21 protein-coding genes are annotated in these 18,454 nt (G+C 64.2%); 9 read left to right on the forward strand and 12 right to left on the reverse strand.

The features are described from left to right. Nucleotides 1-32: 32 nt before the first annotated feature. Complete coding sequence (locus AC1KVG_RS06350) at nt 33-449, reverse strand: hypothetical protein (RefSeq protein WP_481093822.1); 417 nt, start codon at nt 447-449, stop codon at nt 33-35. A 224-nt stretch (nt 450-673) separates the two neighbouring features. Between AC1KVG_RS06350 and AC1KVG_RS06355 the strand changes: the two genes are divergently transcribed. Continuing rightward, nucleotides 674-1,483: a DUF2884 family protein gene (locus AC1KVG_RS06355; protein WP_481093823.1), complete on the forward strand. Its 810-nt coding sequence runs from the start codon at nt 674-676 to the stop codon at nt 1,481-1,483. Nucleotides 1,484-1,492: 9 nt separating this feature from the next. Here AC1KVG_RS06355 and AC1KVG_RS06360 read toward each other — a convergent pair whose 3' ends face one another. The 6 genes from AC1KVG_RS06360 to AC1KVG_RS06385 form a co-directional block, all read right to left on the reverse strand. Next, nucleotides 1,493-2,194, reverse strand: a complete 702-nt coding sequence (locus AC1KVG_RS06360) for an alpha/beta fold hydrolase (RefSeq protein ID WP_481093824.1) — start codon at nt 2,192-2,194, stop codon at nt 1,493-1,495. Between the two features lie 164 nt (nt 2,195-2,358). Continuing rightward, nucleotides 2,359-2,787, reverse strand: coding sequence for an organic hydroperoxide resistance protein (locus AC1KVG_RS06365; RefSeq protein ID WP_023902199.1), 429 nt, complete (start codon nt 2,785-2,787; stop codon nt 2,359-2,361). A gap of 106 nt (nt 2,788-2,893) precedes the next feature. Further along, a complete protein-coding gene (locus tag AC1KVG_RS06370) occupies nt 2,894-3,355 on the reverse strand; it encodes a MarR family winged helix-turn-helix transcriptional regulator (RefSeq protein WP_481093825.1) in 462 nt (153 codons plus the stop codon). A 113-nt stretch (nt 3,356-3,468) separates the two neighbouring features. After that, nucleotides 3,469-3,999: a hypothetical protein gene (locus AC1KVG_RS06375; RefSeq protein WP_481093826.1), complete on the reverse strand. Its 531-nt coding sequence runs from the start codon at nt 3,997-3,999 to the stop codon at nt 3,469-3,471. Between the two features lie 151 nt (nt 4,000-4,150). Beyond that, entirely contained in the window at nt 4,151-5,245 is a 1,095-nt protein-coding gene (gene zapE, locus AC1KVG_RS06380) for a cell division protein ZapE (RefSeq protein ID WP_006450075.1), read from the reverse strand. Nucleotides 5,246-5,329: 84 nt separating this feature from the next. Beyond that, on the reverse strand, nt 5,330-5,992 hold the full coding sequence (locus AC1KVG_RS06385) for an alpha/beta hydrolase (protein WP_043889641.1): 663 nt from the start codon (nt 5,990-5,992) through the stop codon (nt 5,330-5,332). Nucleotides 5,993-6,058: 66 nt separating this feature from the next. Between AC1KVG_RS06385 and AC1KVG_RS06390 the strand changes: the two genes are divergently transcribed. From AC1KVG_RS06390 to AC1KVG_RS06400, 3 genes are all read left to right on the forward strand, one after another. After that, nucleotides 6,059-6,931: a hypothetical protein gene (locus tag AC1KVG_RS06390; protein ID WP_481093827.1), complete on the forward strand. Its 873-nt coding sequence runs from the start codon at nt 6,059-6,061 to the stop codon at nt 6,929-6,931. A 432-nt stretch (nt 6,932-7,363) separates the two neighbouring features. Further along, on the forward strand, nt 7,364-7,810 hold the full coding sequence (locus AC1KVG_RS06395; protein WP_481093828.1) for a hypothetical protein: 447 nt from the start codon (nt 7,364-7,366) through the stop codon (nt 7,808-7,810). A gap of 229 nt (nt 7,811-8,039) precedes the next feature. Then, entirely contained in the window at nt 8,040-9,767 is a 1,728-nt protein-coding gene (locus tag AC1KVG_RS06400) for a hypothetical protein (protein WP_481093829.1), read from the forward strand. Between the two features lie 168 nt (nt 9,768-9,935). Here the strand turns inward: AC1KVG_RS06400 and AC1KVG_RS06405 are convergent, their stop codons facing one another. Further along, nucleotides 9,936-11,261 carry a GTP-binding protein gene (locus tag AC1KVG_RS06405; RefSeq protein WP_481093830.1) on the reverse strand — a complete coding sequence of 442 codons (1,326 nt, stop codon included), beginning with the start codon at nt 11,259-11,261 and terminating at the stop codon, nt 9,936-9,938. Between the two features lie 61 nt (nt 11,262-11,322). On the opposite strand from AC1KVG_RS06405, the gene AC1KVG_RS06410 reads away from it, so the two are divergent. Beyond that, nucleotides 11,323-11,709, forward strand: a complete 387-nt coding sequence (locus AC1KVG_RS06410) for a MerC domain-containing protein (RefSeq protein WP_006450081.1) — start codon at nt 11,323-11,325, stop codon at nt 11,707-11,709. Nucleotides 11,710-11,835: 126 nt separating this feature from the next. Here the strand turns inward: AC1KVG_RS06410 and AC1KVG_RS06415 are convergent, their stop codons facing one another. Together AC1KVG_RS06415 and AC1KVG_RS06420 are read right to left on the reverse strand one after the other, a co-directional pair. Then, entirely contained in the window at nt 11,836-13,554 is a 1,719-nt protein-coding gene (locus tag AC1KVG_RS06415) for an ExeM/NucH family extracellular endonuclease (RefSeq protein WP_481093831.1), read from the reverse strand. A gap of 139 nt (nt 13,555-13,693) precedes the next feature. Further along, nucleotides 13,694-14,212, reverse strand: coding sequence for a c-type cytochrome (locus AC1KVG_RS06420; protein WP_074058609.1), 519 nt, complete (start codon nt 14,210-14,212; stop codon nt 13,694-13,696). Nucleotides 14,213-14,585: 373 nt separating this feature from the next. On the opposite strand from AC1KVG_RS06420, the gene AC1KVG_RS06425 reads away from it, so the two are divergent. Genes AC1KVG_RS06425 through AC1KVG_RS06440 form a run of 4 tightly spaced genes read left to right on the forward strand, consistent with a single transcriptional unit; the run spans nt 14,586 to nt 17,506 of the window. Continuing rightward, on the forward strand, nt 14,586-15,230 hold the full coding sequence (locus tag AC1KVG_RS06425; protein WP_176340048.1) for a DUF4198 domain-containing protein: 645 nt from the start codon (nt 14,586-14,588) through the stop codon (nt 15,228-15,230). Nucleotides 15,231-15,255: 25 nt separating this feature from the next. After that, nucleotides 15,256-15,567, forward strand: a complete 312-nt coding sequence (locus AC1KVG_RS06430) for a DUF3649 domain-containing protein (protein ID WP_006450085.1) — start codon at nt 15,256-15,258, stop codon at nt 15,565-15,567. After that, nucleotides 15,564-17,174 carry a PepSY-associated TM helix domain-containing protein gene (locus AC1KVG_RS06435; RefSeq protein WP_481093832.1) on the forward strand — a complete coding sequence of 537 codons (1,611 nt, stop codon included), beginning with the start codon at nt 15,564-15,566 and terminating at the stop codon, nt 17,172-17,174. The genes AC1KVG_RS06430 and AC1KVG_RS06435 overlap by 4 nt, the downstream gene beginning before the upstream one ends. Further along, complete coding sequence (locus AC1KVG_RS06440) at nt 17,171-17,506, forward strand: DUF3325 domain-containing protein (RefSeq protein WP_043888837.1); 336 nt, start codon at nt 17,171-17,173, stop codon at nt 17,504-17,506. The genes AC1KVG_RS06435 and AC1KVG_RS06440 overlap by 4 nt, the downstream gene beginning before the upstream one ends. A gap of 34 nt (nt 17,507-17,540) precedes the next feature. Here the strand turns inward: AC1KVG_RS06440 and AC1KVG_RS06445 are convergent, their stop codons facing one another. Together AC1KVG_RS06445 and AC1KVG_RS06450 are read right to left on the reverse strand one after the other, a co-directional pair. Beyond that, nucleotides 17,541-18,068 (reverse strand): RES family NAD+ phosphorylase, encoded by a 528-nt coding sequence (locus AC1KVG_RS06445; protein WP_481093833.1) that lies wholly within the window; start codon nt 18,066-18,068, stop codon nt 17,541-17,543. After that, nucleotides 18,065-18,439 carry a hypothetical protein gene (locus AC1KVG_RS06450; RefSeq protein ID WP_006450089.1) on the reverse strand — a complete coding sequence of 125 codons (375 nt, stop codon included), beginning with the start codon at nt 18,437-18,439 and terminating at the stop codon, nt 18,065-18,067. Before AC1KVG_RS06450 ends, AC1KVG_RS06445 begins: the two co-directional genes overlap by 4 nt. Between the last annotated feature and the right edge of the window lie 15 nt (nt 18,440-18,454).

Genomic DNA, 18,454 nt, shown 5'->3' on the forward strand with positions numbered 1-18,454 from the left:
GCCGCTCAGCCACGCAGTGCCGCAATAAACGCTTAGTTCGGCTGCCCCATCGCCATCGCCTGGCGATCGATGCGATGTTTCTCGGCCAATGCCTGCATGCCTTGCAGGGTGGCAGCGATCAGGCTGGCATACCGCAGCCGCCACAGATTGGCGCGGTCGTTGTCGTCGTGCGTGCTGCCCAGGCCATCCAGCACCTGCGGCAAACGCCGATCGGCCAACGCCGAGGCAGCCAGATAGGGCTTTGCCGGAGCGATCACATCCACCGGTTCGCGCCAGTCGTTGGCCACCTGCCGTGCGATGCCGGCCAGATGCGAGAGCTGGTGCATGCCGATCAGCGTCTCGTGCAACATCTCGCGGCAAGCCCATTGCCACAGCGCCACCTTTTCCGATGGATTCTGGGCGATCTCGGTCAGCGCCAGATCAACCTTTTCGATGCGTGAGTCGAGCATTGCGGAGCTCCGATGCTGCTGTGCAACATAATTCACACCATACACCGTGAGAGTCAAGTGAGCCAGCCGCTAAAAAGATGTCAGCGTGCAGGTGCTCGACTCGTTTCACGCTTTTGCAGTTGCCGTTTGTTCGGATAAAGGGGTGCGGCACCCTGACTTCCTGCCCATGGCGGTGCGCATCGCCACGCGTAATGCTGGGGTCCTCCGATTCCCAGGCCGCCGCCATGCGCCCCACTGCCTTTCTCGCGCCGCTGTTATTGCTGGCGGCCTGTAGCGCGCAGGCCGAAACCGCCAAACCGCAGGTGTCTTCGCAGCAGTGCGAGGTCCGTACGTCCTACGACGTACTGGCCGACAGCGGTGGCATCTGGCTACGCCGCAAACAGGGCGTGCCGCGCGAGATCTTTTTCCACGGTGGCGAGCTCAACGTGGATCGCCAACCGCAACCGGTCAGCGCTGCAGACGCGCAACGTCTGCGCGACATCGAGTACGGCGCCCGCACGCTGATGCCGGCAGTGGCCGACATTGCCCGGTCGGTGGTCGACATCACCTTCGATGCGCTGGCCGGCGTGGTGCAGATGCTCACCGGCAGCACGCGCCAGGAGCGCAAGGTGGAGCGGCTGCGCGTCACCGCACTTGCGCAGGTCGATACCACCCTGGGGCGCGGGCGCTGGGAGCAGGAATTGTTCGACGAACACTTCGAAGCCAACGTCGAACAGGCCGCAGAAGAGTTGGCCGGCGGCCTGACCCGCAGCGTGATGTGGACAGTGATGACCGGGCGCACCGCGCAGCTGGAGCGCCGCGGGGAGCAATTGGACGCGCGGATGGAACAACAGATGCAGGCACGCAGCGAAGCGCTGGAGGCGCAAGCGCACACCTTATGCACACAGGTAGAAGCGTTGTACGCGGTGCAACAGGCACTGGACTATCGCTTTCAAGGCGAGCGCTTGCAGATGCTGGAGCTCAAGACGCATCAGCAAAACGAGCAAGACGATGCGCCGGCTTCCAACAGCGTGATTGTGACGGCTGCCCACTGAGAGCGCGTATCAGGCCAGCAGCCATTCCCGCAGCGCATCCGATACCGCCTGCGGCTGCTCCAATGGCGACAGATGGCCACACGCAGGCACTTGCACCAACTGCGCCTGCACGGCGAGCGCAGCCATTTCCTCGTGCAACGCAGGCGGGGTGATCGTATCGTCCTGGCCGCACAGCACCAGCAGCGGGCCGGTGTAGGCGCGTAGCAACGCGCGACCATCTTCCCGCTCCAGCCGGTTCTGGCGCACGAACACCTCCACGCCCAGGCGCTGGGTCATGCCGCGCACGCGTTCCAGCAAGGCCGCGTCCTGCCAGCGCGATGGATGCACGTAATGTCGCATCAGCCGTTCGCCGAATCCAAGAAACGTCTTTCCGCCACGCACGCTCGCTTCCTGCGCGCGCCGTTGCGCAACACGCTCGGGCGAATCGGCACGTGCGGAGGTATCCAGCAAGGCCAGGCGCTCCACACGCTCGGGCGCGATGCGCAAGATTTCCTGCGCCACATAGCCGCCCAACGAGAAACCGGCCAATGCGAAACGCGGCGGCATCTGCGCCAGCACCTGCGTCGCCAGCGCGCGCATGCTCTCGCCCTGGGTGATATCGCCGACCATGCACTCGGCAACGTCGGCCAATGCCACGCGCTGCGCGTGCCACAGCTGCGCATCGTTGAGCAGGCCCGGCAGCAGCAACAAGGTGGGACGCGTCGCGCTCATGCGCAGAAGAGTCCGGTCGGCACCGGCGAAACAAGCACTGTCATCACCGTAGTGTGCCGCGCGGCTGCGGGCATCGCCAGCACGTCCAAACGAACGCGGCCCGACGCATGCGCCGGGCCGCTTCTGACACTGCTACGCGACATGCGCGGCAGCACTGGCGTGGATCAGGCCAGGGTCAGGGTGACGTCGATGTTGCCGCGCGTGGCGTTGGAGTACGGGCAGACCTGGTGGGCCTTGTCGACCAGCGCCTGCAGTTCGGCCTTGTCCATGCCCGGCACCGCGATGCGCAACTCCACCGCAATACCGAAGCCACCCGGAATCTGGCCGATACCGACGCTGCTGTCGATGCTCACTTCGCCCGGCAGCTTGAGCTTGTCCTGACCTGCAACGGCCTTCATCGCGCCGATGAAGCAGGCCGCATAACCGGCAGCGAACAGCTGCTCCGGGTTGGTGCCGTCGCCGCCAGCGCCGCCCAGCTCGCGCGGGGTGGACAGCTTGGCGTCCAGCGCCTTGTCCGAGGACACGGCGCGGCCTTCGCGGCCGCCGGTCGCGGTGGCGTGGGCGGTGTAGAGGATCTTTTCAGGTGAGGCCATGGTGGTTCTCCAGAGTGAGCGCGCTCGGCGCAGGATGTGGTTGAATCGTTGACGATTGAATCGTGTGCGACATGTAAATCAAGAACGTAGGCACGGGTGGATCGACTCACGCCTTGCCGAGGCTGGAGCGTAGCTTTTCCAGTTCCTGCTTGAGTTGACGCAGTTCGTCCAACGAACACGCCGACGCACAGAACACCTGCTCCGGCACCGCGCCCGCCTTGCCGCGCAAGGCGCGACCGGCGTCGGTCAGCCCGATGATCACCTGACGCTCGTCGCTGACGGCGCGCGTGCGGGTGACCAAACCGGCGGCCTGCAAGCGCTTGAGCAGCGGCGTCAGCGTGGCCGAGTCCAGGTACAGGCGCTCGCCGATCTCCGACACGCTGCGCCCGTCGGTCTCCCACAGCACCAGCATCACCAGGTACTGCGGATAGGTCAGGTCCAGCGCCTTCAGCAGCCCGCGGTAGAGCTTGTGCATCGCCAGGTTGGCCGAATACAGCGCAAAGCACAGCTGGTTGTCGAGCTGCAGCAGCGCGTTGGTCCGGGCGGTAGTGGCTGTAGCGGTGTCCATGGCTGCAATTTACATAGTGCACTATTTAATTGCAAGCGATATTTCTGAATGGACTTAGCTCGCCAAGATAAGTGGCTGCAATACGCACGCTTGCAATCGCACTGCTTAGCGACTCAGGTGAACTGGATAAAGAAATGCCCCGCCGCATCGCCTTCGCCCAGTTTCTTGGCACGCTGGTCTGCAAACAGATAGCCGGTGCCATCACCGAAGATGCCGTCATAGCCGGGATCCATCCGGCGCAGTTCCGACTCGACGAACTGGGCAAGAAAGTAATAGCGTGGACTCGTATGGATTGGGTCCTGCAACCAGCACGGTCGGCCGAGTTGTTTGCTCATCCCTGCGCCGTTGTCCTCATCTTCCAGCTCTTCGGCCGTGTCGACGTCATCGAACGGCTGCAGACCAACGCAGTGACGCCCGAGCAACAGCGCACTGTCACCGACGCACACCTCCTGTGTCGCATGTCGATGCAGCAGCACCTTGCTATGCCCCAGCGCAGTCTTGTCGAATTCGCTTTGCTGATTGACGGCGAGCCTGCGCAGCGATGCTCGGTTGTCGCCATCGCCAGACCGCTCGATCGATGCAAAGACAGTCATCGCCATGTCGTCGGGCAGATAGGGAGTCGGCAAAAACAACGCGGTGAGCATGACGATGGGCAGCATCGGCTGACCAGTCGATGGGTCTGTTGGCCATAGCGCTACATCGTCCAGCCATGCACCGCCGCCAAACTGGCCCAGGCCGCAGTCCGAATCGCTGACAACAATCCTGTGGAATCCGGGGCCAGGACGCGTCTGCATGTTATGCCCGATGCGCAGTGGCCAGATATTCGGCGCTCTGCATCTCGATCAAACGCGAGGCGGTGCGCTCGAAGGCGCCGGCCAGGCGCTGGCCGCTGTACAACGCGGGCGGCGCGTCCTGCGCGGTGCAGACCAGATTGACGTGGCGGTCGTACAGCTCGTCGATCAGATTGACGAAACGGCGCGCCGCGTCCTCGTTCATGCGGTCGAAATGCGGAATGCCACCCAGCAGCACCGTGGTGAATTCGCGCGCGATCTCGATGTAGTCGCCCGGGCCGCGCGGGCCTTCGCATAGCGCGGCAAAGTCGAACCAGGCGATGCTCTTGCCGCGTGCGCGCACCGCAATCTTGCGCGCTTCGATTTCGATATTGCCGCCACGTGCCTCGGCATTTCCGCTCAATTCGCTCCAGCGCTGGCTGAGCCACTCATCGGCCTGCGCATCCAGCGGCGCGCGGTACACCGGCGAACGCGTCAATGCGCGCATGCGGTAATCCTCGGTGCCTTCGGCATACAGCTCGACGCAGAACTTCTGCAGCAAGCCGATCGCCGGCATGAAGCTGTCGCGCTGCAAGCCATTGGCATAGAGGTTTTCCGGCGCGGTGTTGGAGGTGGTCACCAGGGTCACACCTTCGGCGAACAAACGTTCCAGCAAGCGCGCCAGCAACATCGCATCGCCGATGTCAGTGACGAAGAATTCGTCCAGCACCAGCACGCGCAGATTCTCGCGCCACTGCTGGGCGATCTTGGCCAACGGGTCGCTTTGCCCGGCGTGCTCGCGCAATTGCTCGTGCACGCCGCGCATGAACCTGTGGAAATGCGTGCGGTATTTCTGCTTGATCGGTAGGCCGTCGTAGAACAGGTCGACCAGGAAGGTCTTGCCGCGCCCCACCCCACCCCAGAAATACAGGCCGCGCACCGGCTCGGGCTTTTTCCAGAAGGCCGACAGCCGGTCCAGCCAGCCATCCTGCGCGCTGTCCACCAAGGCCTCGTGGATACGGTCCAGCTCCGCCAACGCCGCCTGCTGCGCTGGATCGGCGCGCCAGTCGCCGCGTTGTACGCCGGCGGCGTAGCGCTGCGACGGGGTCATCTCAGTCATCGTGTTCTCCGCGGGCCGGCTGCTGCCAAGCCCGCTTAACGGCGCATCGCAGAGCGATACGCCTATGCGTGGGCCATGCCGCGGTCAGACTGCGGCCGGCAACCAGCGCCGGACACCATGCTGGATCGCACCGCGCAGGTCGATCAATTTGCGGTGGAAGAAGTGGCTGGTGTCGGGCATGCGCACCAGCTCGGGTTGCTGCTCCAACGTGTCCAGCCAGTCGTAAACCGCCTGCGGGTCGACGATTTCATCGGCATCGCCCTGAATCACCAACCAGTGCGCAGGCGGCTGCATGTCGCTGAAATCCCAGCGCCCGGCCGGCGGCGCGATCGAGATCAGCACCTGCGGTTCGAGCGAGCCGGCAGCGCGCAACGACACGTAGGCGCCAAAGCTGAAACCGGCCAGCCACAACGTGTCGCCCGGGCGCTGGCTGCGCACCCACGCGGCCACCGCGCGCAGATCGTCCTGCTCGCCGTCGCCATGATCGAAGCTGCCGGCCGAGCTGCCGACACTGCGGAAATTGAAGCGCACCACGGTGATGCCCAGCTCGCGCAACGCGCGCGCGGCCATGGTGACGACCTTGTTGTGCATGCTGCCGCCCTCGGTGGAGAGCGGATGGCAGACGATGGCGGTGACCGGTTGCACAGCGACGTCCGGCTCGGGCAGATCGACCGCGATATCGAGCGGTCCGACCGGCCCCTCCAACGTCAACGCAGCCGATTCGGTGGGGAATGGGAGATTGGACATGCCCTCATAATAGCCGCCCCGCCGGCCGCGTTCATCGCCCTGCCTGCACACTTCGTTGCGTTGCCTATGTATTTCCTGCTGTTTGCCGTTGTCTGCAGTGTCCTGGTGTCGGTGCTTCTCAAGTTGGTGCCGCGCTATCGCCTGGATGCTGCCCAGACCATCACCTGGAACTACGCCACCGCTGCCGTCCTGGCGTGGCTGTTGCTGGATCCTGCGCTGGACACGCTGCATGCGCCGTCCACACCGTGGGCAGCATTGCTGGCGCTTTCGGTTGCGCTGCCGTCGATCTTCATGGTGCTGGCGCGCGCCGTGACCACCGCCGGCATCGTGCGTACCGAGATGGCACAACGTTTGTCGTTGCTGCTGTCGTTGGCGGCGGCTTTCACCCTGTTCGGCGAGCCGTTCAACGGATGGAAGCTGACTGGACTGGGCATGGGCCTGCTGGCCATCGTATGCATCGTGCAACGCGCAGATCCGCGCGACTGCGCTGCGCCGGCTCCACCGGCTGCGTGGCTGTGGCTACTGGGTGTGTGGATGGGCTTTGCACTGATCGATCTGTTGCTCAAGACCATCGCGCAGGCCGGTACGTCGTCGCTGACCTCGCTGACGCTGTGCTTCGCCATCGCCTTCGTCCTGATGTCGCTGCTGCAGGGGCTGCGCTGGACACGCGGCGTGCGGATGGACGGCCGCAACGTCGTGGCCGGCGTGCTGCTGGGCATGCTCAATTTCGGCAACATCTTTTGCTATGTGCGCGCCCATCAAGCATTGCCGCACAGCCCCGCTACGGTCTTTGCGAGCATGAACATCGGCGTGGTCGTCCTTGGCGTGCTGGTGGGCGCGCTCGGGTTCAAGGAGCGTCTTGGTACACGCGTACGCGTGGGTCTGCTGCTGGCGGTCCCGGCGATCGCCGCCATTGCATGGGGCATGTACACCGCTTGAAAACATCAGCCGTTCGGTTAGTGGGCCGTTTGTTCGCAGCGTACCGGGTTCGGTAAAACAAGCTCGATACCGTAGTGACCACACACAGGGCTTGTCGTCCGGTTGGAGTGGGTCATGCGGCTGAATCCCTGGTTGAAAGAACAGCAGGCAACGAGCGCTGCCGCAGATGCAACCGGTGCCTCCGGCTCAGGCACGTCGCGGCTGTTTGCCCAACCGCGCAGGCTGCCTGCGGCGGCTGGCGGCGTAAATTTGCGGCATGCGGCTGCCGCACGACAGGAGCAAGCACCTGCCTGCACGCTTCAACGGACGCAGCAACAGGCAGCGCAGGCCTGGTTTCCATCATCGCCGTGCTTGGCTGGTGTTGCGTCCCACGCATCACCGCCAGGCGCTGCACGATTGCCGCGCGCTGGGATGCGGTCGCTGTTGCAAGGCATGAACCGCCGTCTGATACAACTCAATACGCAATACCACGCCATCACCACGCGCTTGTTTCTTGAGGAGCGCCAGGCGATGCCGCAGGAACAACGCGTACTCGATCAACGCAATCGTCTATTGGCGCGGCGCAATCAGGTACGCGACAGTCAATTGGAGTTTCTGCTGCAGGCACTTGCACCGTTGGAGCAAGTGGATGCCCCGACCACGACAGCCGACCTGCTGACGAATGCGCACAACGATGCGATACAGCGCGTTCACGTGCGATCGCTGGCATTGAACGCGATGGCTCGCTCGACCTGCCTGGCCGAGGTCTTCAGGCATGCCGAAGCGCAGCTGGATGGCTTGCAGGAAAGCGCTGTGCCGTGCGAGCGGCTCCTGAAACTGCAACGGCTCATGCAACGCTACCGCACCCTGGTGGCTAGGACTGTCGGCTCCGATAAATGACCTGAAGGAAGTCTGCCAACAGCGGAAGCAAGGCGACGGACATGCATGAGCACGTTGTTGGATAGCTTGATGCCGAGCGGAGGACGGCACCTGCAAGCGCGGCGATCGCCTGCGGCGTGCACATCGATTGAGAGTGACATTTCGGCTTGCGCGACGCCGGTTCGCAGCCTGCATCACGCCATCGGAGGCGGTCGCTACTGTGTGCACATACGACCGACAGGAGTTCGTCATGCGCCTGAAACTGTTTTCGAGCAGCCGCAGTCAGATTGCTCCAGAACCGCTCAGCCCCGCCTCGACCACCACCACAAAGCACATTGAGACGACCACGCAGCATCCGCTGCCTCAAACGCACAAGCGCAGCAAACCGCAGGGCACGGCGAAAACATCTACTCAAGCCTTTCTTGCGTCCGCGCACAAATCATTCGAGTCCTTGCGCAAGCAGCTGCCGTCAATGCACATGAGTTCCTCAGCGCTACGGCCAACGCGCACCTCAGCTGCGCCCAGGCCTTACGTGACGCCGATGGCCACGCCAGCTCGCCCACCGCAAAGGCATGGCGCGCAGCCCGTTGTCGATGCACGCCAGCAGCAGCCTGCTCCACAGGCCGCCGGGCCGGCGCGCGTCATAGGGCAGGAACCACAGCGGACTGCCTCGATACCGCGGCCAGGTCCGATCAGGCAGGCACCTATCCCGATAGCTTCTCCGCCACAGGCGACATCGCCGGTCATGCCCGGACCCGGGCATGTGCAGCAGGCACAGCAGCGGCAACCTCGCACCGAACACGGATTGCAAGGGCCCATTTCCAACGCAAGGCATCGCGAAACCCCGCAGCAGCCGAAGCCGCGACACAACGCGGGGAGTGCGCGATCTGTGCCGCCTGCAGTAGAGCCAGCGTCGTCGACAGTGGCCTCTCCGCGCGCCCGCATGGAACGGCAACCCTCGCTACGCCGCTTGACTCAGGATTTTGCGGAAATTAACAAACGCTACAACGAGATCAGCAAACAGCTGTTTGTTGAGGATCGCGATGCAACGCCAGCAGAAGAGCAGGTGATAGAGCAGCGTTATGCGCTGCTCGCCAAGCGCAATGAAGTCCGCGACAGCGAGCTCAATGCACTGTTGGCCGCACTCGCACCGATGCAAGACATCTCTGCACCACACGCCACGACCGGCGCGATACCGCAGTTTGCCAGGGAACATAATCAGCGCGAGTTGAAATCGCTTGAGAAAGAACTCCAGTTTGTTGACGAAGAGGTGCTGAAAAAATATTACACGCGCGCAGCGCGGCGCCTTGACAGTCTGGAGGAAAGCGGCGCACCGCCTGCTAAGATGCGCCAACTGAAGCGCCTGATGCAGGGTTACCAGAACATGCTTGCCCTGAAGGAAGCGGGGAAAGTGCAACTGGCATCTTCCAACAATGTGCGCCGTGATAAGAGCCAGCATCCGCAGCATACCGTGCCAACACCACAGCTCGTACCGGTCGCACCCACACTATCGCAAGGCCGCGTTCCTCAGCTCGAAACATTATTGGCCGCGCTCGCACCAGTTGAAGACATTCCTGCACCGAAACCCATCACTCTTCCCTTCAACAGCGCCAAGTCATGGGTCAAAGACAACGCAGTCGCGGTGAACTTCAACAGCGCCAAGTTATGGGAGTTCATCAATAAAAACATCGATGGCGATATGTTAAAGAAGAATTATGCGCTCGCCGAGCGGTACCTGGAGTCCCTTGAAGAAGGCGCCATGCCCTCCCCCGGGATAGCGCGTCTTCGACGCATGATGCAGGGCTACAAGAATCTGGTTTCTCTGAAGAATATCACCGAGCAAACAGACAACCATCTGCATAAAATTGGAGCGCCGCGACAGATGTCATTGATGCCAACCACAGCGCAAGAGCGTAAGCGGTCCTACGACATAGAACGTAACGATCATCAAGAGGCAATCGACAATGGTTATTTGTGAGAGTCGAAACTCGGCACGCCCCTGCAGCCACGCGGTCAGCGCAGATGCCGCCAGCAATAGGCGCCCATGTGGTTTGCATCCTGCACGCCACAAAAGGTTTTGCACAGCGTGTAGCCGATAACATACGGTCTGCCGGCGGGCTGACTTTGGCAGTATGACCAAGTCGCTTCAACGCTCCCAATGCGGAAACGGATCGTCTAGCAGTTGCCATTGCGCCGGGCCCTGGCGCAGTTCGTGATCGCTGAGCAGGCACGCGTCCAGCGCAGCGCGCGTGCCCGGCGCATCCATGTCCACGCCGATCACCGCCAGCTCCTGGCGGCGGTCGCCCCACAGCGGATGCCATAGCCGCTGCATCGCGGCGTATTCGCTGGCATCGCCTACTTCGTGCAATTGCGGCAAGGGCGCAGTCCAGCAGTCGGCCTGCTGACGTTGCCAGCCGATGTCGGTGTACGGCAGCGGGGTGATGCTGGTCTGCAGCGGCTCGCCGATCGCGTGTGCATCCACGCGATGGCGTGCAGCAAACCAGAAGCCGGCGGCATTGGTTTGCGTGGCACCGCCCACGCTGGACAACTCACCCACCCAATCCATGCGGCTGGCCAGCCAGAAAAAGCCCTTGCTGCGAATCACCTGCGTCAGACCGCTTTGCACCATGCGTGCGAAGCGCTGCGGGTGAAACGGCCGGCGTGCGCGATACACGAAACTGCTGATGCCGTATTCCTCGGTCTCCGGCGTGTGCTGGCCGCGCAGTTCCTGCATCCAGCCCGGCGCCAGCTGCGCACGGGTGAAATCGAAGCGCCCGGTATCGAGCAAGGTACGCAGCGGTACCTCGCCATGCGTGGCGTCCACAATCGCCGCTTCGCGATTGAGCGCACGCAGTACCGCGCGCAGCCGCATCAGTTGCTGCGCATCGATACGGTCGCATTTGCTGATCACCAGCACGTCGGCGAACTCCACTTGTTCGCCCAGCAACTGCACCAGCCCGCGCGTATCGTCCGGGCCGGCTTGCTGGCCAAGCTCGGCCAGCGTGGCGGCCGAGCCGAAATCCTGCAGAAAGCGGCTGCCGTCCACCACCGTCACCATGGTGTCGAGCCGGGCGATGTCCGACAGGCTGAAGCCATCGGCATCGCGCACCGCGAAGGTGGCCGCCACCGGCATCGGCTCGGCGATGCCGGTCGATTCGATCAACAGATAGTCGTAGCGCTTCTGCTCGGCCAGCCGCCGCACTTCCTGCAACAGGTCGTCGCGCAGCGTGCAGCAGATGCAGCCGTTGCTGAATTCCACCAGCGTCTCTTCGGTGCGTCGCAAGGCCGCGCCGCCGTCGCGCACCAGCTGCGCGTCGATGTTGACCTCGCTCATGTCGTTGACGATCACCGCCACGCGCAGGCCGTCGCGGTTATGCAGGATGCGGTTGAGCAAGGTGGTTTTGCCGGCACCGAGGAAGCCGGACAGCACGGTGACGGGAAGACGTGAATCGCGCTTGGGGGACAGGGACATCCTGAGAGCCTGGCTGGAGTGAAGTGTTACTATATAACACTTCCTCGACAGGACATGCTCCATGCGCGTTACCGCTTCTGTGCTGGATCGCTCGGCTATCGCGCTGTCCAGCCTGTGTCTGCTGCACTGTCTGGCCCTGCCGCTGCTGGCCGCCGTACTCCCGCTGCTAGGCGCCTGGAGCCGGGCCGAATGGGTGCATGTGGTGTTCGCCACCGCCGCCGTGCCGCTCAGCGGCTACGCGCTGTGGAGCAGCCATCGCCGACACGCACTGCCCGCGCCGGTGTGGGCATTGGCGGCATTCGGACTGACCGGCCTGGTGCTCGGCGCAAGCGGGGTGGCCGGCGGCACACTGGAAACCCCGATCACGGTGACCGGCAGCCTGCTGCTGGCCAGCACGCACCTGGTCAATCTGCGGCTACGTCGCCGCGCGGGGCATTGCGCGAGCTAGATACAAGCCCCGCGCGCGCTCGCGGCCTGCCTTTTTTCCATGGCAGCGCAGCAGCGCGCGAAAACTACGCTGCAGACAGCACGTATTGCGCACGCGCCTGCAGCGGGATTCGAACGCCAGCTTGCGCTACAGCGAAAAGCCCAGCAGCACCGGGTCGTGGTCGGAACTGCGCCACGGACCGGCCAGGTTGCGCTTGGCGTAGCCGGCATCGTCCATGACATCGGCGTTGATATGCCATTCCACCGCGCCGCGCAGTTGCTTGGCCATCGCCGGGCTGAGCAAGGCGTGGTCCAGCCGCCCGCTCATGCCATCGTAGACGTAGCTGTAAGGCTGCTTCACTCCGGCCACTGCGAAAGCATCCTGCCAGCCGCTGGCGCGCAGGCTGCGCATCGGGCTCTCCATGGCGTAGGCGTTGAAGTCGCCCAGCAGCACGGCAAGTTTGGTCTGGGCGCCGGTGGGGTCGGTCTGCAGCCATTGGTGCAGGCGTTTGGCCGATTCGGTGCGGGTGGCGTTCCAGCAAGCCTGGCCGTCGCGCTGGTCGGCATCGGCGCCGCTGGCGGTGCCGCACCCCTTGGACTTGAAGTGGTTGGCAACCACCACGAAAGTGGCGCCGCGGGTGCTGCGAAACGCCTGCGCCAACGGCACACGGCTGTGGCTGTCGAACGGCCCGCCGGTCAACGTGGCCGGCTTGCCGACCGGGGTGACCTGGGTGCTGCGATAGACGATGCCAACCCGGATCGCGTCATCGCCCGGGCCGCTGCCGGTGTCGACGAACTGCCAGTCCTTGTCCTTGCCGGCGGCATTGAGCGCAGCCACCAGTTCCGCCACTGCGGCATCGGCGCCGTTGCCGTCGTTTTCCAGCTCCATCAACGCGGCTACGTCGGCGCGCAACGGCACGATGGTGGACACCAGCTTGGACAGCTGCGCCTGGAACTGCTCATGCGTGCGTGCACCGCGCTTGGTCGGAAACCCACCGCCGCGGCCATTGCCGTTGAAGAAGTTCTCCAGGTTGAACGAGGCAATGCGCAGATCGCCGCCGACCTGCGGCGCTACCGCGGTCGGCATCGCCGGCAGCGTCAGCGGATTCAGCACCTGGATGCGGTAGTTGCCGTCGTAGCGCTGGTCGACGATGCCATCCACCGACTTGAGCAGGCTGCCGGCGCGCAACACCGCATCTGCCGGCAGATAGGCCACCGTCTTGGGGCTGCGGCCATTGCGTGCATCGTCCAGCAGCACCCGGCGACGTGCGCTCTCCGCTTCAACCTGCGTGAAAGCCGCAGTGCCGGTTGCGGCCACTTCGCTCGGCTGCCACAAGCGCCCACCGAAGGCGGCGACCAGCTCGCCGTAGGTCTCCAGGCGATCGCTGCCGTTGAGCGTCAACGCAGCGATACGTACATGCTCGCCCTCGAGCGCTTCCCAGTTGGCCGGCGGCCCGCTGAGCATACGCACCGGTACCGGCTGGCCGCTGGCGAGCCGCTCGATGCTGCGGGCATCCACCGTGGTCAGGCTCGCCTCGCCGCCTGCCGACACCTCGCGCACCGTACCGATGATGCGCAGGCGATCACCCGCTGCCACCTCGGCATCGCCGGTGCCGGTGACGAACAAGCCGTGCGAGCGCCGCGGCTCAAACCCGGGCTGCTGCACGAACAGGCCGGCAAGGCCGATGCGGGTATCGGCAGTGACGATACCCTCGACCTCCACCACGCGGCCGTCGTAGGGGCTACGCGTGTCTTCTCCCTGCACATCGGCAATCGACAGGCGTTGCGGCGCGCCATCGGCGGCACTGCCCAGCAGCGGAGCCAGCAGACCGATCACACCGAGCACAACAAGCGAGCAACGCGACATCGACACACTCCAGAAAGACGTAGACCAAAATGCAAGCGCCGCCCGGAAGGCGGCGCATGAGCGGCTGAGCGTTGCAACAGGCTAACAAACCGCTGCGAACTGCGACCAGCTGGTGCGTGGAGGCGCTTGTTTCAGGCGCCTACTTCAGATTGCCCAGCATCCAATCGACCGTGGCACGGACCTGTTCTTCGGTCAGCGCCGGGTTGCCGCCTTTGGCCGGCATGATGCCGCCGTCCGGGCCGGTGTAGCCCTCGATCGCGTGCTTGTACAAGGTGTCCTTGCCCTGGGCGATGCGCGCGTCCCAATGCGAATGATCCAGCGTCGGCGCCTTGCCTACGCCGGTGGTATGGCAGGCGGTGCACAGATTGTCGAAGATGGTCTTGCCGTCGGTGCTGCCGCCATAGGCGGACTGCGAGGAGGCCTTGGCCAGTGCTGCTGCCTGAGCCGCCGCTTGTGCGGACGCGCCGGTGGTGCCGGCATACACCGCGCCGGCCGGGGCGATGCGTTGCTGCACGCGTTTGGCCGCAGTGGGCGAGACTTCGTCAGGAATGGCGCGTTGCAAATAGGCTGCCAGGGCGATCAGGCCCAGGGTGATCACTACCAGTAGTCCGATCACCATCGAGAATTTTTTCAGGAACTCGAGGTCGTAATTCCGCACGCGCTCACCCCTGGCTGTTGGTCGAAGACCTCTGCTAGCGCCGGAGTATAGAGCACAGTTCGCGCCAGTCTGGCCACTGTGCATGACAGTTATCGCCGCGATGCGTCCTACAGCTTGGCGGGCTGTACGTCTTGTGTGTAGCCACCCCTCGCGTGCCGCTGACAAATTGCCGCGATGCCGCATAACTGGTCGCCTGGCATTCCTCGCCTCCGGGACCGAACCCGCTTGCCCGCGTGATGACCAGGCGCTGGTCGAACCCCGCAGGTCCCGGATGGCGCGTTGGTCTCGTTTCGTGGAATTGCGTATCATTCCCATCAACCCACGGTGACGCGGTTCTCGCCTCGCCCGGTCCCGCTTACGAGGAGTCGCCGCGATGAAGTCCTTTCTGCTGTCCTGCCTGGCCTTGGCCAGCATCAGTCTGTCTGCCCAGGCCCATGAAATCTGGATCGAGCGCGACGGCAGCGGCCCGGTGCGGATCTACTTCGGCGAGCCGGCGCAGGACACCCTCGACCACGGCGAAGACGAGATCAAGCGCGTGGTCAAGCCGACCGTGTTCGGCACGGCCGGCAAGGCCGGCGCGTTGCAGCGCGGCAGCGAGTTTCTCAGCGCGCCGCTGTCCGGCACCGGCGATGCCTGGTTGAGCGACGACAGCGTATTCGAGCCGTGGAAGGGCGAAGCCGGCGGTTTCGAGACGGTGAGCTATTACGCCCGCGCCGGCCGCGCCACACCCGCGGCCAAGCTCGATTTCGAACTGGTGCCCACTGCCGCCAACAGCAACACGCTGACCGTGCTCTATCGCAACAAGCCGCTGCCCAAGGTCGAGGTGACAGTGATCGACCCGCAGAAGTGGCAGAAGACGCTGACCTCCGATGCCAAGGGCCAGGTGACCTTGCCCAAGCTGCGCGCCGGCCGCCACATCCTGGTCGCCACCAACAAGGAGCCGGTGAAGCGCGAGATCGCCGGCAAGCAGGTGGCGATGATCCACCACATCAGCACGTTGACCTTCCTGGCCGAGTAAATCGGCCGCACATGCAGCACAGCTGATGTCTACCGCACCGCCCCTGTCGCTTCCCTGGTTCAGGCGCCCCTGGCTGGGCGTGCTTGCGCGCACGCTGGCCGCGATCTTTGGCGGCTATGCATTGGCCAGCGCCACCAATCTGTTGCTGGCGCTGGTACTGCCGATGCCGCCCAGCGAAGCGGTGCTGACCAGCATGCTGGTCGGCATCGTGGTGTGCGCGTGTGCCCCGCTGTGGGCCTTTGCCACCGCCAGCGTGTGGCGGGCGTGGGCAGGTATCGCTGTGCCGGCGGCGCTGATGTTCGCGCTGGCCGCATGGCTGCAACGGGGCGTGGCATGAAGCAGGGATTCCGCCAGTCGATGGCGTGGCTGCACACCTGGACCGGCCTGCTGGTCGGCTGGGTGTTGCTGCTGATCTTCATGGGCGGCACGGCGAGTTATTACCGCGACGAAATCAGCCGCTGGATGCGCCCGGAACTGCCCACCACCACGGTGAGCAACGCGACCGCGCTGCGCAGCGCCGAACAGTATCTGCAAGCGCATGCGGCCGATGCGCAGAGCTGGAACATCACCTTGCCGGACACGCGCAATCCGGTGGTGAGCATGTACTGGCAAAATCCTGCGCCGGCCGATGGCAAACCCGCCAGTCGCCGCGAGATGTATGGCAATGCCATCATCGACCCGGCCACCGGCAAGGAGATCGCCGCACGCGACACCCTGGGCGGCGACTTCTTCTACCGGCTGCATTTCGATCTGCATTATCTGCCGGTGCTGTGGTCGCGCTATATCGTGGGTTTCTGCGCGATGTTCATGCTGGTGGCGATCATCAGCGGGGTGATCACGCACAAGAAGATCTTCAAGGATTTCTTTACCTTTCGCCCGGGCAAGGGCCTGCGCTCGTGGCTGGATTTCCACAACGTCAGTGCGGTGACCGCGTTGCCGTACCACGCGATGATCACCTACACCGGCATCGTGACATTGATGTTCATGTACTTGCCGTGGGGCATCAAGGCGCAGTACCCCGACAACGAAATGCGTTTCTACGAAGAATCCGCCAACCGGGTTGCCGATACGCGGAAGGCATCGGGCACACCGGCGCACATGCTGCCGCTGGAACAGTTCGTGGCGCGTGCGCGCAGCGACTGGCGCGGTGGCGAGATCGGCAACGTGGCGGTGTCGCTTCCCAACGATGCGCATGCCGCGGTCGGCGTGACTCAGGTGGCCGGCAGTCTCTCCACCGATGCGCCGTCCATTCTGTTCGATGCGATCAGCGGCCAGCGCCTGCAGCGTAGCGGCGCGCCGGGTGGCGCCAGCCAGACGCGCGGCACGATGGTGGGCCTGCATATCGCCCACTTTGCCGGGCCATGGATGCGCGCACTGTTCTTCGGCTCCGGTTTGCTCGGTTGTTTGATGGTGGCCAGCGGTGTGGTGATGTGGGCGGTGAAAGAACGCCCCAAACACCTGAAGGCCGGACGCATCGGCTTCGGGCTGCGTCTGGTGGATGCGCTCAACATCGGCACGGTCGCCGGTTTGCCGATCGCCTTTGCCAGTTTCTTCTGGGCCAACCGATTGCTACCGGTGACGCTGGACGCACGCGCGGCGATGGAAGCCAATCTGTTTTTCGCTGCATGGGCCGCCGCATTGCTGGCCGCCTTCGTCTGGCCACGGCGCGCGATGTGGAGTTGGCAGCTGTATCTGGGCGCGGCGTTGTTCGCGCTGGTGCCGCTGCTCAACGCGATCACCACCGATGTGCATCTGGGCGTGACGTTGCCGGTCGGGCAATGGGCGCTGGCCGGTGTCGATCTGGTGTGCCTGTTCCTTGGCGTGTGTCTGGGGATCGCAGGTTGGCGTTTGCAGCATTGGAAGGCCCCGCAATCGGCATCTGCGCGACGCGCGCGCGCCACTGCGCCTGCGCAGAACAGCGTGCCGATGCAGGAAAGCGCATGAGTGTATTGCTCTTGCTGGCACTGAATTTTTCGGGATTCGCTGCGTTATGCCTGGCGATGGACAAGCATCAGCAGGAAGTGCGTGGCCGCATGCTGGGCGCTGCGCGCTCGCGGCAATTGCGTGCGCTGGGTTGGCTGCTGTTGCTGCTCACCTTTGGCCTGGCGGTACACGCGCAGGGCTGGGGCATCGGTTCGGTGTTGTGGATTGGTACCTTGACCGGTGCTGCGGCGTTGCTGTCGCTGTGGTTGCTGCCGTATCGGCGTGGATTGATTCTGCCGACGGCAGTGGCCGCGCCGGTGCTGGCCGGTGTGGTGCAGCTGTTGGTTGGTTGAAAATTCGAGCGTGGCGTCATGTCTCGCGCGCGCGTTACACCACAACCGACGGATCGCCCCAACTCCGCCCATCGCGCGGCAGGCGGCCATCGTCGAGCACGCGCAGCACTTGCTCAGGCTGCAGCATGTCCAGGAACAGCACCACGTTGATGCCCTCCGGCAACGCCATGCTGGGAAAGATCACGCCCGGAATCCCTGCCTCGCGCAGCATGTCGCCGAGTACCCAGCTCACCGGTTCGATCTTGTTGACCATCGCCTTGCGCCAGTCCTCGGTCCAATCGACCCAGAGCGGATCCCAGCTTGCATCGAGCAGGCGCAAATCGGCCAACGCGGGCAGATCGGCGGCGTAACTGACCAACGTAAACGGCGGTAGAAACGGCGCGGCCTGCGCGTATTCGGCGGCAGCGGTTTCCAGTTGCTGCGAGAGATACAAGGCGGGTTGACCGAAACGATTGAAGCGCCCGCCCGAGCGCGCGGCACCGGCGCCGCTCAGCGGTTCGGCGGCCCAGCGCGGGGTGAAGGCGCGATACAACGTGCAGTGCGCCGGGGCGCTCAGCTTCAACCGGCAGCCCCGGCTTCAACGGTGCGCAGGTAGGTCAATGCATCGTCGGTGCGGCCCTGTTTGACCACCTCCAGCAAGGTGGCGAATTCGAACGCGGGGATCGGCGTGTTCTTGAGGTGGAACACCACCTGGCGTTCGTCCGGTTGGACTTGCGCCATCGCCACCAGCAAGCGCGACAGGTTGCGCAGCAGGTCCTGCACGCGCGGGCTTTCCGGGTGCACGCGCAGGCTGTTGCGATGCACGCCGGCCAGTTCGGCCAGTTCCTGTTGCGATAGATCCAGCAGGCCGGCCATGGCCGACGGCGACAGGATGGTGCGATCCGGCACGCGCAGGCGTTCGGTCAGGGCCAGGGGATTGAGGACGGCGACCATCGCACGACTCCAGCA

It is taken from the genome of Xanthomonas sp. NCPPB 3959, assembly GCF_056675575.1.

Coding starts and splice junctions, on each gene's coding strand:
- AC1KVG_RS06350 (WP_481093822.1), bottom strand. CDS start 449: ATGCTCGACTCACGCATCGAAAAGGTTGATCTGGCGCTGACCGAGATC.
- AC1KVG_RS06410 (WP_006450081.1), top strand. CDS start 11,323: ATGCGCGTTACCGCTTCTGTGCTGGATCGCTCGGCTATCGCGCTGTCC.
- AC1KVG_RS06390 (WP_481093827.1), top strand. CDS start 6,059: ATGTATTTCCTGCTGTTTGCCGTTGTCTGCAGTGTCCTGGTGTCGGTG.
- AC1KVG_RS06355 (WP_481093823.1), top strand. CDS start 674: ATGCGCCCCACTGCCTTTCTCGCGCCGCTGTTATTGCTGGCGGCCTGT.
- AC1KVG_RS06375 (WP_481093826.1), bottom strand. CDS start 3,999: ATGCTCACCGCGTTGTTTTTGCCGACTCCCTATCTGCCCGACGACATG.
- AC1KVG_RS06370 (WP_481093825.1), bottom strand. CDS start 3,355: ATGGACACCGCTACAGCCACTACCGCCCGGACCAACGCGCTGCTGCAG.
- AC1KVG_RS06430 (WP_006450085.1), top strand. CDS start 15,256: ATGTCTACCGCACCGCCCCTGTCGCTTCCCTGGTTCAGGCGCCCCTGG.
- AC1KVG_RS06415 (WP_481093831.1), bottom strand. CDS start 13,554: ATGTCGCGTTGCTCGCTTGTTGTGCTCGGTGTGATCGGTCTGCTGGCT.
- AC1KVG_RS06365 (WP_023902199.1), bottom strand. CDS start 2,787: ATGGCCTCACCTGAAAAGATCCTCTACACCGCCCACGCCACCGCGACC.
- zapE (WP_006450075.1), bottom strand. CDS start 5,245: ATGACTGAGATGACCCCGTCGCAGCGCTACGCCGCCGGCGTACAACGC.
- AC1KVG_RS06360 (WP_481093824.1), bottom strand. CDS start 2,194: ATGAGCGCGACGCGTCCCACCTTGTTGCTGCTGCCGGGCCTGCTCAAC.
- AC1KVG_RS06450 (WP_006450089.1), bottom strand. CDS start 18,439: ATGGTCGCCGTCCTCAATCCCCTGGCCCTGACCGAACGCCTGCGCGTG.
- AC1KVG_RS06395 (WP_481093828.1), top strand. CDS start 7,364: ATGAACCGCCGTCTGATACAACTCAATACGCAATACCACGCCATCACC.
- AC1KVG_RS06435 (WP_481093832.1), top strand. CDS start 15,564: ATGAAGCAGGGATTCCGCCAGTCGATGGCGTGGCTGCACACCTGGACC.
- AC1KVG_RS06405 (WP_481093830.1), bottom strand. CDS start 11,261: ATGTCCCTGTCCCCCAAGCGCGATTCACGTCTTCCCGTCACCGTGCTG.
- AC1KVG_RS06425 (WP_176340048.1), top strand. CDS start 14,586: ATGAAGTCCTTTCTGCTGTCCTGCCTGGCCTTGGCCAGCATCAGTCTG.
- AC1KVG_RS06400 (WP_481093829.1), top strand. CDS start 8,040: ATGCGCCTGAAACTGTTTTCGAGCAGCCGCAGTCAGATTGCTCCAGAA.
- AC1KVG_RS06440 (WP_043888837.1), top strand. CDS start 17,171: ATGAGTGTATTGCTCTTGCTGGCACTGAATTTTTCGGGATTCGCTGCG.
- AC1KVG_RS06385 (WP_043889641.1), bottom strand. CDS start 5,992: ATGTCCAATCTCCCATTCCCCACCGAATCGGCTGCGTTGACGTTGGAG.